Source organism: Candidatus Nanopelagicales bacterium (genome assembly GCA_037045355.1).
Classification (GTDB): Bacteria; Actinomycetota; Actinomycetes; order S36-B12.
On sequence record JBAOHO010000014.1, the window covers coordinates 98162 to 111985 of the forward strand.

13 protein-coding genes are annotated in these 13824 nt (G+C 65.7%); 8 read left to right on the forward strand and 5 right to left on the reverse strand.

Annotated elements, in window-relative coordinates; translation table 11 throughout:
- The first annotated feature begins 79 nt into the window (after nt 1–79).
- Together V9E98_08820 and V9E98_08825 are read left to right on the forward strand one after the other, a co-directional pair.
- A complete protein-coding gene (locus V9E98_08820) occupies nt 80–1261 on the forward strand; it encodes a lamin tail domain-containing protein (GenBank protein MEI2717082.1) in 1182 nt (393 codons plus the stop codon).
- 288 nt (nt 1262–1549) lie between these two features.
- Complete coding sequence (locus V9E98_08825; protein MEI2717083.1) at nt 1550–2728, forward strand: DUF3179 domain-containing protein; 1179 nt, start codon at nt 1550–1552, stop codon at nt 2726–2728.
- 81 nt (nt 2729–2809) lie between these two features.
- On the opposite strand, the gene V9E98_08830 is transcribed toward V9E98_08825, so the two are convergent.
- From V9E98_08830 to nadA, 3 genes are all read right to left on the reverse strand, one after another.
- Nucleotides 2810–4009: an FAD-dependent oxidoreductase gene (locus V9E98_08830; protein ID MEI2717084.1), complete on the reverse strand. Its 1200-nt coding sequence runs from the start codon at nt 4007–4009 to the stop codon at nt 2810–2812.
- A 93-nt stretch (nt 4010–4102) separates the two neighbouring features.
- Complete coding sequence (locus tag V9E98_08835; protein ID MEI2717085.1) at nt 4103–5584, reverse strand: aminotransferase class V-fold PLP-dependent enzyme; 1482 nt, start codon at nt 5582–5584, stop codon at nt 4103–4105.
- A 3-nt stretch (nt 5585–5587) separates the two neighbouring features.
- Nucleotides 5588–6772: a quinolinate synthase NadA gene (gene nadA, locus V9E98_08840; GenBank protein MEI2717086.1), complete on the reverse strand. Its 1185-nt coding sequence runs from the start codon at nt 6770–6772 to the stop codon at nt 5588–5590.
- 270 nt (nt 6773–7042) lie between these two features.
- Between nadA and V9E98_08845 the strand changes: the two genes are divergently transcribed.
- The 3 genes from V9E98_08845 (at nt 7043) to aat (ending at nt 9121) form a co-directional block, all read left to right on the forward strand.
- Nucleotides 7043–7396, forward strand: a complete 354-nt coding sequence (locus V9E98_08845; protein MEI2717087.1) for an iron-sulfur cluster assembly accessory protein — start codon at nt 7043–7045, stop codon at nt 7394–7396.
- 97 nt (nt 7397–7493) lie between these two features.
- Complete coding sequence (locus tag V9E98_08850; protein MEI2717088.1) at nt 7494–8474, forward strand: carbohydrate kinase family protein; 981 nt, start codon at nt 7494–7496, stop codon at nt 8472–8474.
- Complete coding sequence (gene aat / locus V9E98_08855; GenBank protein MEI2717089.1) at nt 8471–9121, forward strand: leucyl/phenylalanyl-tRNA--protein transferase; 651 nt, start codon at nt 8471–8473, stop codon at nt 9119–9121. Before V9E98_08850 ends, aat begins: the two co-directional genes overlap by 4 nt.
- Here aat and V9E98_08860 read toward each other — a convergent pair.
- Both V9E98_08860 and V9E98_08865 read right to left on the reverse strand, forming a co-directional pair.
- Nucleotides 9098–9343: a sulfurtransferase TusA family protein gene (locus tag V9E98_08860; protein MEI2717090.1), complete on the reverse strand. Its 246-nt coding sequence runs from the start codon at nt 9341–9343 to the stop codon at nt 9098–9100. The two genes, aat and V9E98_08860, sit on opposite strands and share 24 nt — an antisense overlap.
- Nucleotides 9340–10428 (reverse strand): aminotransferase class V-fold PLP-dependent enzyme, encoded by a 1089-nt coding sequence (locus tag V9E98_08865; protein ID MEI2717091.1) that lies wholly within the window; start codon nt 10426–10428, stop codon nt 9340–9342. Before V9E98_08865 ends, V9E98_08860 begins: the two co-directional genes overlap by 4 nt.
- A gap of 172 nt (nt 10429–10600) precedes the next feature.
- On the opposite strand from V9E98_08865, the gene coxB reads away from it, so the two are divergent.
- From coxB to V9E98_08880, 3 genes are read left to right on the forward strand one after another with little or no spacing between them, the layout of a single operon-like run.
- Complete coding sequence (gene coxB, locus V9E98_08870) at nt 10601–11434, forward strand: cytochrome c oxidase subunit II (protein ID MEI2717092.1); 834 nt, start codon at nt 10601–10603, stop codon at nt 11432–11434.
- Nucleotides 11431–13212: a cytochrome c oxidase subunit I gene (gene ctaD, locus V9E98_08875; GenBank protein ID MEI2717093.1), complete on the forward strand. Its 1782-nt coding sequence runs from the start codon at nt 11431–11433 to the stop codon at nt 13210–13212. The genes coxB and ctaD overlap by 4 nt, the downstream gene beginning before the upstream one ends.
- The gene (locus V9E98_08880) at nt 13209–13604 is read left to right on the forward strand and encodes a cytochrome c oxidase subunit 4 (GenBank protein ID MEI2717094.1); all 396 of its coding nucleotides are present in this window, start codon (nt 13209–13211) and stop codon (nt 13602–13604) included. Before ctaD ends, V9E98_08880 begins: the two co-directional genes overlap by 4 nt.
- The last annotated feature ends 220 nt before the right edge of the window (nt 13605–13824 follow it).

Genomic DNA, 13824 nt, shown 5'->3' on the forward strand with positions numbered 1-13824 from the left:
CGCGTTACGATCATCTCACGGAGCGAACATCCTCGTAGGGTCCGTCAGGGGGTCGTTGGTCGTGTCATCCACTCGCCGAATGGCAATGCCGCTGGCAGCAATCCTGACGGCGTCCGCTTTCCTGGCCGCGCCACCCGCCGGCGCCTACACCGAGGACGCCGTGGTGGCCAAGGTCGCCGACGGTGACTCGCTCTACGTCAAGGGCGCTCGAGCGCCCATCCGTCTGATCGGTGTGGACACCCCCGAGCAGGAGACCTGCGGATACGACGCGGCCAAGAAGGCACTTACTCAGATCGCCGGTCCCAAGACCCGGGTGCGTCTGAGTGCTCGTGACGAGAACTCCTTCGCCTACGGGAACGGCTTCCGCCGACCACTGCGATACGTGGACAACGTCAAGACCAAGAGAGACGCATCCTTGACCCTGCTGGAGAAGGGGTTGGGGGTCTTCAACAACACGGTGGGGGAGTACGACCGCGAACTCGAGTATGTCCAGGCAGCGCAGCGAGCCGCGGCCGCTCGGGTGGGTCTGTTCAGCCCCAACAGGTGCGGGGTGGGCCCGGCAGCCACTCTGCAGATCTTCGCGCACTACAACGCGCACCTGAACGACAAGCAGAACATGGCGGGCAAATGGGTTCGCGTGGTCAATCGCGGCGCCAAAACGGTGGACTTGAACGGGTGGCGCCTGCGCCCCTCCAACCGCAAGTACTACACGTTCCGAAACGTGGTGCTGGCTCCCCAGCAGTCAGCCGTCGTGCACAACGGGCCGGGCCGCAGTTACATGAAGGACGGCGACTTCCACTTTTACTGGGGCACCAAGATCGACATCCCCGATCCCGCCACCTCCACCTTCGAAGCCGGCTCGATGTTCCTCCAGGACCCGGTCCAGAACTTCCGAGCGTGGACATTCTGGCCGTGTGTCATCGACTGCCCGACTCAGCAGTTGGTCGGCAAACTGCAGCTGTTCGCCAACTGGAACAACCGGGACGAATACGTCGAGGTCATCAACCCGACGAGTGAACCCGTCGACGCTTCCTTCCTGGTGCTGCAGACGGGGCCTTCGCTATTCGAGATCCCGCAGGGCAACCTCCTCGCTCCCGGACAGTCTTTACGTGTCTGGGCCCGGCCCCATGGATCCGACTACACGTTTGATCGAGGCGGGCAGTTGTTCTCCCGCAGCGGAGGCGAGATCACCTTGCGTGGCAACGATGGTGTCGTTGTCACCGACCTGCGCTGGATCGGTCCCTGCAGTGCTCAGTGTTGACGGACACGCGGGAGTTGCCGACGCGGGCCACCTGGCTCTCTGACGCGACACTCGCGCGCATCGGCCCCTTGTGTGGGCGGGATCACCGACTCTCAAGCCCTCGCCGAGGATTCTGAAAGCAGACCTGAGGGAGCAGATGTTGTGGGATTGCACCCCGGATTCGAGCCCTGGCGATGGCTATCACCGCCCAGCCGACCTTGATCCTCGTGCGAGGCAATGGTGAGCTCATAGACGGCCGGGGTGGGGTCCTGACCGAGGGCATCATCGAGTCACCGTGTTGGAGGAATCATGCGATGGTATCGATGGCTAGTCGCCGTCAGCGGATTGGCGATCGCTCTCACAGCCTGCACCAGTCCCACTCGCGAGGCGCCGGATAGCCTGCGGGGGGCTTCGGCGGTATCCGCCTCACGCGACGGGGCCGACCACCCGGACCTTCCGGCCCCTCAGGTCGATGTCGGTCGGATCATTGCCGGCGGCCCACCCCCAGATGGGATCCCACCGATCCACGAACCCACGTTCTCCCCGGTGCCGCAGGTGGACTGGCTCAAGGACAGCGAGCCCGTCATCGTGTTGCGCCATAAGGGTCAGACCAAGCTGTACCCCGTTCAAGTGCTGACTTGGCACGAGATCGTCAACGACGAGATCGCCGGTGATCCGGTGACGGTCACCTACTGTCCCTTGTGCAATACCGCCATCGCCTTCAACCCCGTGGTGGACGACCAAGTACTCACCTTCGGGACCAGCGGCAGCTTGTACAAGTCCGCCTTGGTCATGTACGACACTCAGACCGAGTCCTTGTGGTCCCAAGTTGAACGCCGGGCCATCGCTGGACAACTCTCCGGTACCGAGATGGGGACGCTGCCACTGTCGATGCTGCCCTGGCAGACCGCCCGCGAACAGTTGCCGGAGGCCGCGGTGCTGGAACGACCGCGCGACAGTGACCGTCCCTATGGCACCAACCCCTATGTCGGCTACGACACCGACGAGTGGACGCTGTTGGATCAGCCGACCGATGACCGGCTGCCGGCCAAGGAACGCGTGGTCCACCTGCTGGATCACGGAGTCGCGGTCCGCGCCACCGAGCTGGTCGAGCGCCAAGTCGCGAACGTTACTGCCGACGAGCAACCCATGGTGTTGTTCGCTGCTGACGGGCTGGCCTCAGCGCTGGATGATCGTGCCATCGCCGAGGGCCGGCCCATCCCGGCCACCGGCGTCTTCAGCCGCCGAGTCAACGACCGGACTCTCACCTTCACCACCGTCGAAGGTGACGGCCGTGTGGTTGCTCGTGATGCGGACACCGGCTCGAAGTGGACATTGCTCGGCGAAGCCGTCGCCGGGCCGCTGCAGGGTGAGCAGCTGACCCAAGTCACTGCAGTGGACACATTTTGGTTCGCTGCCAAGGCCTTCCAGCCGGAACTGACCCTGACCGATATCACCGACCCACTCGATGCGTCACAACTCGAGTGAGGAGGTCATCGGTGCAGCAGGGTTGAGCCCGGTATTCGCGACCATTGAGAAGGCCTTACGGGAAAGAGTGGTGGCCGCGAGTCAGGCGCCCAGCAGTTCGGCGGCGAGACGCCCGCTGCGCAGGGCTCCGTTGATGCTCGGCGCCTGGCGATGGTCGCCGGCCAGCACCAGTCCCGCACACACGGTGGGGGAACGCCGAGCCGACAGTGCGGGTAGCGCGTGGCGGATCGGGTAGTGAACGATCAGCTCGAGTTCGTCGGGTGCCACCGCCAACATGTGGGCGGCGTCGGCGCGAGCCCACAGCTCGGCCTGCGTCGAGTCGTGGTGACCGACTGCCGACGCCGCGATCAGGCGCTTACCGCGCGGTGCGTAGCGCGGCGCGACATCGCTCATGACGGCGACGTTGGCCAACCGGGCATCTGGTGACACCAACAGCATCGGATGGCGCTGCGGTGTGCTGGGTGTCGCGAAATACCACGTTGTAAGGGATCGCCAGGAGGTGGCGGTGGCCCCTGGGATCAGGGTCGCGGGATCGGCGACGGCCACGATCACGTCTTCGGCTTGCCATTCGGCGTCGGCAGCGGACACTCGCCCGGGAGAAACCGAGGCAACGGCGGTGTTCCGTCGGATATCCACGCCGGCGGCGAGCCTGCGTGGGAGCTCGTCCATCCCCGAGTCGGGCACTCCCGGAGTTCCGGCGAGGAAGGTCCGCAGGATGTCATCGACAATCCCGCGCGGCGAGGCGAGCCCGGGGTCCGCGAGCACGCCCGATAGGAACGGCCGCAGGACGCCTTCGAAAGCCGCCGGGTCGACGCCAGCGTCTCCGAGCGCCACGGCAATCGGTTGGTCGGCCCGGTCCATGGGCGTGGGTCGAGGATGTCGAGGGGTGCCGAGCCGGGCGGCGTAGGCCGCGAACGCCCCGAGTCCGCGGGTGACCCCCAAAGCGTGCAGCGACCGAACCGTGGCAGTAAGCGCGCGCGGGTCTCGGCGCGGGTCGGACAGAGGGTGGGCCACACCGTCGCGCACCACCGCGACGCCGGCTGCGAACTGCCGCAGCGCAAGGTCCGGCCAGGCCTGCCTACCTTCCGGGTAGGCCGGGTTGTAAAGCTGGAAGCCCCGGTCGAGAACGAATCCGTCGACACGGTCGGTTCGTACTCGTCCCCCGATCTCATCGGAGGATTCCAGAACCACGACCTCGCGCCCGGCAGCAGAGAGTAGTTGGGCGGCCCTCAGCCCTGCGAGACCCGCTCCGACAACGATGACGTCAGCCTTGTGCACCACGCGCCGAAGTGTGTCGTGGTCACCTCACGGGTGCAACCGGGCGCCGACCACCGGCGGTCCCCACCCACTCGAACGACCAGCCGAGCAGCCGAACTAGCGAGGGCTGAGGTCCCGACCCACGGCGAGGACCTCGGTTACCAACTCGTCGGCCTCCGCCAGCGTGTTGCGCGGGTTGATGAAGCAGGGTCGCAGCGCGAACCGCCCCCTGACCCGTGTGCTCGACGTGATCGACCGGCCGCGAGAACGCAGCGCCGTCAGGATGTCCTCGTTCAACTGGTCCAGTTCCGGCTCGTCGTCCATGCCCGGTGGGTGGAAGCGGAAGCAGGTGATCGACAGCATGGGTTCACTCAGCAGTTCCAGATCCTCTGAGCTTCGAGCCAAGTCCGCCACCCTCCGCGCGCAGTCGTCGTGGCGGACGATTCGGTCGCGAACCCCCTCGGCGCCGATCTCGGCCAACACAGCCCAGACCGCCAGGCCGCGCGCTGGTGTGGAGAAGTCCACCCCCCAGTCGGGTGTCCCGTAGCCGATCTCCTCGAACGGGGAGGCCGTGTCGGCCGTCCCTATCTCGGTGACGCGGACTCGGTCGTAGTCCCCGGACTCGATCGCGAAGGCCCGTGCCAACACCTCAGGGTCGCGCACAATCACGGCGCCTGTGCCGACCGGAGCCGCCAACCACTTGTGTGGGTCGATGGCGAACGAGTCGTACTGGGACAGGTCGCCGTAGCGCGCTCGCACCCGCTGGTCCAGAACTCCCCAGCCTCCATAAGCACCATCGACATGCAGCCAGATGTCTCGATCCTGGGCGATGCGCACCAGTTCGGGCAGCGGATCGACCAGCCCGGTGTTGACGTCGCCGGCGCACCCCACGATCGCGATCGGGGTACATCCGGCGGTGATGTCCCGGTCCAGAGCTTGCTGCAGCAGGTCGAGGTCGATGGTTCCGTTCGAGTCCAGGGGGATCTCGCAGCGATTCCCACGCCCGAGTCCCAACACACCGAGCGCGCGACCCACGACATGGTGGGTCGCGGTGGAGCAGTAGACCCGTGGCGCGTGGAGGCCCTCGATCCCACTTTGCGCGGGGTCCAGTCCCCTTCGTTCGCCCGCTCGCTGGCGGGCAGCTCCGAGGCCGACCAGGTTGGCGGTCGAACCACCGGAGGTGAAGGTCCCGACGAATGACTCCGGGAATCCGAGCAGCTCGATGAGCCAGCGCATCGCCAAGTGGTCGAGATAGTTGCCCGGCGTTGCCCACCACTTCTGGGGCACTGCCACGGACTGGGCGAGTCCGGCCGCAGCTGCGACGTCGGACGGGGCGGTCGTCACCCAGCCGGTGAATCCCGGGTGCCCCAGCCGCAGTCCGGACCCGATGACCACCTCGGCCAGTTCCCGCAGCACCGTGTCACGGCCGAGACCGGCCCTCGGAAGCGGCCGATCGACGCGGGGCAGCCACTGCGAGCGACGAGCCGCCGGGTCGGGGCCGGTGAACCGCTGGAACTCGGTGAGCGCGGGAAGCAGGGCCCGTACCGCACCCGATAAGTCGTCGGTCGTCGCGGCGTCGGCTGCGATGTGCGCGGGCATTCGTCAGTCCTTCGCGCCGACCCCGGGCAGGGCCAGCATGCGGTCGAGTGCGACACGAGCCCAATGCGCCACATCCGAGTCCACCACGATCCGGTTTTCCACGCGGCCCGCAGCCAGCTGCTCGAGCGACCGGTGCAGGTGCGGCAGGTCGATGCGGTTCATGGTCGAGCAGAAACACACAGAGCGGTCCAGGAACGAGATCGACTGCTCCGGATGTTGCAGGGCAAGGCGGCGCACGAGGTTGAGTTCGGTCCCGATCACCCACGATGTCCCGGGGCCGGCTGCCGCGACTGCTTTGATGATGGACTCGGTGGAGCCCACCATGTCGGCTTTCTCGACCACCTCGTAACGACACTCGGGGTGGACCAGCACCTGGACACCGGGGATACGCGCTCGCGCCTCATCGACGGCCTCCGGCAAGAATCGGCCGTGGACCGAACAGTGACCTCGCCACAGGATCATCTTGGCCGCGCGAAGCTCCTCCTGCGTCAGTCCGCCACCGGGCTTGTGGGGATCGAAGACGACGCAGTCGGTCAACTCCAGGCCGAGCTCACGCACAGCCGTGTTGCGGCCCAAGTGCTGGTCTGGCAGGAACAGCACTCGCTCGCCGTGCTCAAATGCCCACTCCAGGGACTGACGGGCGTTGCTGGACGTGCACACGGCGCCGTGGTGGCGTCCGGTGAAGGCCTTGATCGCCGCCGTGGAGTTCATGTAGGTGATCGGGATCGTGCTGTCCGCGATCCCGGCCGCGGCGATCACCTGCCAGGCGGCCTCGACCTGAACGATGTCGGCCATGTCCGCCATGGAACAGCCAGCTGCCAGGTCCGGGAGAATCACTTGTTGGGAGTCGGCCGTCAGGATGTCGGCCGACTCCGCCATGAAGTGCACGCCGCAGAAGACGATGAACTCCGCCTCGGGTCGCGCCGCAGCCTGTTGAGCGAGTTTGAAGGAGTCCCCGGTGACGTCGGCAAACTGGATCACCTCGTCACGCTGGTAGTGATGACCCAGAATGAACACCCGGTCGCCCAACTGCTCCTTCAGGCGATGGACGTCGGACACGAGGTCCGGGTCCGACGCCGCGGGCAGTTCGCCGGGACATTCGACGCCCTTCTCGGTGTCGGGATCAGCGCTGGCGCCCAAGAGCAGCAGGGCCAGCGGAGTGGGCTCGGGCTCGGTGAAGGTGGTCACGGCCCGATTCTGGACCCCAAGGCCGTCACCCCGCCACATCCGGCGCGATAACGGCGGTCACTGGCGACTTCTCGTCCTTCTCCGGTACCCAAGGCCCACGTTCGACCCCGGAGTCACGACAACCTGCTGCGAAGCTGCCGACTCTCACGGGGAGGGCAGTCGCGGAGAGCGCCACCTCGTGCGCCGGACGGCCGCTGCGGGGAATGGCCGGACGCCCCAGATGGTTCTACCCTTGGAGTCGAGCTGAACCCCCAAGGAACGGGAGACCATATGACCACCGACAGCACCAGCGCTCAGACGAGCACCGTGATCCTCACCGACACCGCATCGGCCAAGGTCAAGGCTTTGCTCGAATCCGAGGGTCGCGACGATCTCGCCCTGCGTATCGCCGTCCAGCCCGGCGGGTGCAGCGGTTTGCGTTACCAGTTGTTCTTCGACGACCGGTCTCTCGACGGTGACGAGAACATCGATTTCGAGGGCGTCAATGTGGTCGTCGATCGCATGAGCCAGCCGTACCTGGGCGGCGCCACTATCGACTTCGTCGACACGATCGAGAAGCAGGGCTTCACGATCGACAATCCCAACGCCACCGGGTCGTGCGCCTGCGGCGACTCGTTCCACTGATTTCGCGGGCGCGATCCGGGCGGAGCCCGATGTCGGACCTTGCCCATCCACGACCCCGGTCATCGCCTGACCGGGGTCGTGGCGTGTAATGGGCGCCATGCGCGTCGTCGTCACCGGTTCCATTGCCACTGACCATCTGATGGTCTTCCCCGGTCGATTCGCCGAGTCCCTGATGCGCGAGCGACTGGAGTCGATCTCGGTGTCGTTCCTCGCGGACGACCTGCAAGTTCGCCGCGGGGGAGCGGCCGCCAACATCAGTTTCGGACTCGCCCGGTTGGGCCTGGTACCCACTCTGCTCGGCTCCGTCGGCGAGGATTTCGACGACTACCGCTCCTGGCTGGATCGCCATGGGGTGGACACGGCGTCCGTGCATGTGTCGGACGTCCACCAAACCGCTCGCTTCGTCTGCACGACCGATGCGGACGGGAACCAGATAGCGACCTTCTACGCGGGCGCGATGCAGGACGCGCGCCTGATCGAGCTGGCGCCGGTCATCGAACGGCTCACCACCATCGAACTGCTGCTCATCAGCCCCAACGACCCCGTGGCGATGGCCAATCACGCGGCTGAGTGCCGTTATCGAGGGGTCCCGTTCATCGCCGATCCGTCGCAGCAGTTGTCGTCCATGAGCTCCGACGAGGTACTCAACCTGTTGGACGGGGCCGCCATGCTGTTCAACAACGAGTACGAAGCCGCCCTCATCCACGAGCGCACCGGACTGTCCGACGCCGAGATCCTGGACCGGGTACCGGTTCGGGTCACCACCCTCGGGGCCAAGGGAGCCCGCGTGCAGCGGCGTGGCGAACCCCCGATCGAGGTGTCCGTGGTTCCCGAACTATCCCGCGTCGATCCGACCGGTGTCGGGGATGCATTTCGCGCCGGCTACATCGCCGGCATGGCGTGGGGCCTCGGGGACGAGCGCTGCGCCCAGATCGGCGCCACCCTGGCCGCGTACGTCATCGAGACGGTCGGCACCCAGGAGTACACCTTCACCCCTGCGGAATTCGGCGATCGGTTGGCAGCCACCTTCGGCGCCGCCGCTGCTGCCGAAATCTCGGAGCATCTGTCCGCGGCGTGACCCTGTGGCGTTTGCCCGACCCCCGGCAGTTCCCCGCCGGGGTGGAGTTGATCGGCCTGACCGCTCGATTCGACCCCGACCTCGCGCTGGTCGGATACCGCCGCGGGATCTTCGCGATGGACGTTGCCGGCGGCGTGATGGGTTGGTTCAGCCCCGATCCTCGGGGTGTCCTACCCCTGACGGGACTCCACGTGGGACGCAGTTTGCGCCGTGCTCGACGCCGATTCACGGTCACCGTGGACCGGGCCTTCGCGGCGGTCGTCGACGGCTGCGCGGACCCGGCGCGGTCCGGCGCCTGGATCACGCCCGCCTATCGGTCGGTGTACCTGGAGTTGCACCGGCGTGGAGTCGCGCATTCCGTCGAGGTGTGGTCCGGCCCGCGTCTGGCCGGCGGTGTTTTCGGGGTGGAGCAAGGAGGGCTTTATTGCGGGGAGTCCATGTTCCACCGCGACACCGACGCCTCGAAGGTGGCCCTTGTCGAACTCGTCGAGAGGTTGAGCGCGGGCGAGGATAGTGAGCGCCGGTTGTTCGATGTCCAGTGGTGGACGCCCCACCTCGCGACGCTCGGGGTCGTGGAGATCCCGCGCGCGCGGTATCTGGACCGATTGCCAGGGGCTCTTGCGCTACCCCCGGCCCTGTCCGGGTGAGGGAGCCCGCACGACAAACCGGTTGACCGCGCCCATCTGCTCGACGGAGACCAGTTCAGCGTGCCGCATCCGGCACCAGGCGGGAATGTCGGTGGCCGCTGCGGCATCATCGGCGAGCACCGTGATCAGTGCGCCGGGATGGGCCCGGGCTGCGCCGGCCAGTTGCAGGACCGGTTGTGGGCACAGCAGTCCCACCGCGTCGATCACGATTTCCCTGCTCACAGATCTGTCGCCCCGATCCCCGCTCGGATCGCGGACACCGCGTGCTCGAGGTCCGTGACGAACTGCTCGATCAGGTTCGTCGTGGACCACGGGCCCAGCGACACGCGCAGGCTGCCATGCGTCGAGGCCCCGATCGCGACCAGCACATGATGCGGCCGACGAGTGTCGGCCGTGCACGAGGCGCCGCTGGCCACCGACCAGCCGCGTTCGGCCAGGAGATCGACGAGTTCGTCGGCAGGAACGTATAGAAAGGTGAGCATCGTCAGGTAGCCGACCCGGTCGTCCGGGTGGCCGAGCACCGCGACATCCGAGATTCGCGCGAGGACGAGTCGGCGCAACAGGTCGCTCACTGCACGCAGGCGCGGCCAGCGAGGATCGGGAGACTCGAGAGCCAGGGCGGCGGCGGCGATCAAGGGCACGGGTGGGTGGGTGTCCTCGACATGGCCGTGCCCGTCGGTGACTGGAACAGCCGGGCGGAACCGTGCGGGGTCCCGTGCCACCACGACTGCCACCCCCGCAGGGCCACCCCACATCCGGGCGTCCGCGAACGCGATGTCGAAGTGCTCCGTGATCGTTTCCCGACCGGCGACAGCCCGCAGATCGACGACCAGGCCGGCGTCCGGGGGCATCGCGGCAGCCACATCGGCCAGCGGCTGGCGCGTGCCGAGTTCGATGTTGCCGTCCTGAACGACGACGGTGGCCCCGTCCAGGGGCGGTATCTCGGTCATGTCCACCTGGCCGGTGTGGTCGACGGGCCAGGTGGACACCGGAATCCCGTCGGGAGCGAGTAGGTCGGCCGTGCGCAGGATCGTGAGGTCCTCGACGTCCGACACGATCAAACGCTGCGATGGGCCGGCGGCCGTCAGAGCCAACCACACTGCGGCCGGGTAACTTCCGGCAAACCAGACTCCAGCCGTGGGGACCCCGAATGCCGCGGCCACCGCCGATCTGCTGTGATCCAGCAGTCGGCGGGCCAGACGAGCATCCGGATAGCGCCGACCAGGATCTGCCGACGCCGTCCGCCAGGCGTTGTCCAAGGCCCGCAGGACCGTCGGACCGGGGGCGAGACCCGATGCCGTATCCATGTATCTGTCACTATCGTCACCCTGAGTAGGCGGGGACAACATACCTCTGAAAGTAGTGCCACCCTCCGGGTTCTGCGGCCTCATACTGCGCTAGTCTCGCCTTCGAACTTGCTGGTTTCTGCCGTGAACGCCACGGCACCCCTTGTGGGGCCCTAGTAGAGGGGCTGATGCGGTGTCAGATCTCGCGACAGCGTCCCGGCGCAAGCGCCGGTGGGGCATGCTCGCCATGGCCGGACTGGTCGCCACCGCGACCACGGGGTGCACTGCCAACGAAATCTTCTTCTTGGACCTCCCCGAACCTGCCAGCGACAAGGCTGAAGTGATCAAGTCCCTGTGGGACGGCGCATGGGTCGCGGCTTGGCCGGTCGGGTTGTTGGTATGGGGCCTCATGATCATCGCGATCGTCGCCTACTCGCGCCGACGGCGTCCCGAGATGCCTGAGCAGACTGCCTACAACCTGCCCATCGAGATCTTGTACACCGTTGCCCCGCTGATCATGATCTTCGGATTGTTCTTCTTCACCGCCCGCGACCAGGCCGAGATCCTCGCGGTCACCGACGATCAGACCCACACCGTGAACGTGGTCGGGTTCCGCTGGAGTTGGGCGTTCAACTACGTCGACGAGGACGTCTACGAGATCGGCACCCCCGATGACTTCCCCACACTGTGGGTACCGGTCGACGAGAAGGCTCGGTTCGAGTTGTCGTCGTCGGACGTCATCCACTCATTCTGGGTTCCGGCCTGGCTGTTCAAGATGGACGTGATCCCGGGCAAACTCAACCAGTTCGAGCTCACCCCCACCCAGCTCGGCACGTTCCCGGGCAAGTGCGCTGAACTGTGCGGTGTCGACCATTCCCGCATGCTCTTCAACGTGAAAGTTGTCAGCCGCGCGGAATACGATGCCCACATCGAGGAACTGCGCGAGCGCGGGCAGACGGGGCAGTTGGAGACCGGAAGGGTCAACGAGTCGGGCGTGCCTGGCCCAGAGGGGTATAAGACGACATGACGATCCTGGCCGAACCCCCCAAGGAATCCGGCGAGCTGATCCCGCCCCGGGACATCAGCCAGCCGTGGGAGCCGAAGAGCAACCCGCGCTTGGGTCGCACCATCGTCAACTGGCTGACGAGTACCGACCACAAGGTCATCGGGTACCTCTACTTGATCCAATCCTTCGCGTACTTCCTGATCGCCGGTGCGATGGCGCTGATCATCCGCGCGGAACTCGTGTCGCCAGGCATGCAGTTCGTGAGCTTGGAGCAGTACAACCAGCTGTTCACGATGCACGGCACGATCATGCTGTTCCTGTTCGCGACCCCGCTGTTCGTCGGCTTGGGCAACGCGATCATGCCGCTGCAGATCGGCGCCCCCGATGTGGCCTTCCCGCGGTTGAACATGTTCGGCTTCTGGCTGTTCTTCTTCGGTGGCCTGACAGCGTCACTCAGCCTCATCACGCCCGAGGGCGCGTTCGCCGGCGGCTGGACCGCCTACACGCCGCTGTCGGATGCCGTCTACTCACCCACCGTGGGCGCTGACATGTGGCTGCTCGGTCTGACCATGGGTGGTCTCGGCACCATCTTGGGGGCCGTCAACTTCATCACCACGGTCTTCTGCATGCGAGCCCCCGGCATGACCATGTTCCGCATGCCCGTGTTCACGTGGACCACGTTCATCACCAGCGTCCTGGTCTTGATGTGCTTCCCGATCCTGGCTGCCGCTCTGGTCGTTCTTGAGATAGACCGGAAATTCGGCACTGTGGTGTTCGCTCCGGAGAACGGTGGCGCCATCTTGTGGCAGCACCTGTTCTGGTTCTTCGGTCACCCGGAGGTCTATATTCTCGCGCTCCCGTTCTTCGGGGTCGCCAGCGAGATCATCCCTGTCTTCAGCCGCAAGCCCATCTTCGGCTACAAGGGCCTGGTCTTCGCCACCATCGCGATCGCGGGCCTGTCCATGGGGGTGTGGGCCCACCATCTGTACGTCACCGGATCGGTCTACCTGCCCTACTTCGCGCTGATGACCATGCTCATTGCCGTGCCGACAGGGGTGAAGTTCTTCAACTGGATCGGCACCATGTGGCGTGGCTCCATCAGTTTCGAGACACCGATGCTGTTCGTTCTCGGGTTCCTGGCGACCTTCCTCTTCGGCGGCCTGACGGGTGTCATCCTGGCGTCCCCCCCACTGGACTTCCACGTGTCCGACTCCTACTTCGTGGTGGCGCACTTCCACTACACGGTGTTCGGCACGGTGGTGTTCTTGATGTTCGCCGCCTACTACTTCTGGTGGCCCAAGTGGACCGGCCGCAAACTCAACGAGAAGCTCGGCAAGTGGCAGTTCTGGTTCCTCTTCATCGGGTTCCAGGTGACCTTCCTGTGCCAGCACTGGCTGGGGGTCCAGGGTATGCCCAGGCGCTACGGCGACTATCTCGCCTCCGACGACTTCGGCCTGCTCAACCACATCTCGACCATGGGGTCCGGGATCTTGGGCATCTCCACCATCTTGTTCTTGATCAACGTCATCTGGACATGGCGCAAGGCGCCCATGGTCGGTGTCGACGATCCCTGGGGCTACGGCGGCTCTCTGGAGTGGGCGACCTCCTGCCCGCCGCCGCGGCACAACTTCACGTCCATCCCGACGATCCGCTCGGAGCGTCCGGCGTTCGATCTCCACCATCCGGAGTACGCCCTCAACCCAGTGCCCGAGTCTCACGCAACGGCCACCGCAGTGGCGGATCGGCCGGCCGCTGAGGCCACCACCGACGGTGAGACCACGGAAGGGACCAAACAGTGAAGATCGAAGGCTGGCTGTTCGGGGCAGGCGCCGTCTTCTATGTCCTGGTCGCAGCTGTCTACGGGTGGCTGAGCCAGGACGTCGTCGGCACGATTCTGTTGTTCTTCACCGGACTGCTGGCGTTGATCGCCGGGTTCTACATCCTGTACACATCCAAGCGGGTGTACCCTCGGCCCGAGGATCGCCAAGACGCCACCATCGACGAAGCCGACCCGGACTACGGGTTCTTCAGCCCCCACTCGTGGTGGCCGTTGGCGGTGGGATTCTCGGCCTTCACCGTGACTTTGGGTTTCATCTTCGCTGCGTGGATGTTGGCCTTCGGTGTGATCATCCTCATGGTGTCCGTCAGCGGTTGGCTGTTCGAGTACTACTACGGCGATCACGCGCACTGAACTTCAGAGCCGAGTAGGCAGCCGGTCGGAGTAAACAGCCGAGACCGAAACTGGACGTCCTGGCTCCAGGGAACCCGTGGGACCCAGGAACCCAAAGAGCTGGTAATCCGAACCAGAAGAACCGCTGATCCGAGGAGCCGTGCCGAGGGAATCGTGCAGGCATCGTTACCGACACGCCTTCTCTGCTCTTCACACCCTCGGTCACGTCGGTATACTTGAA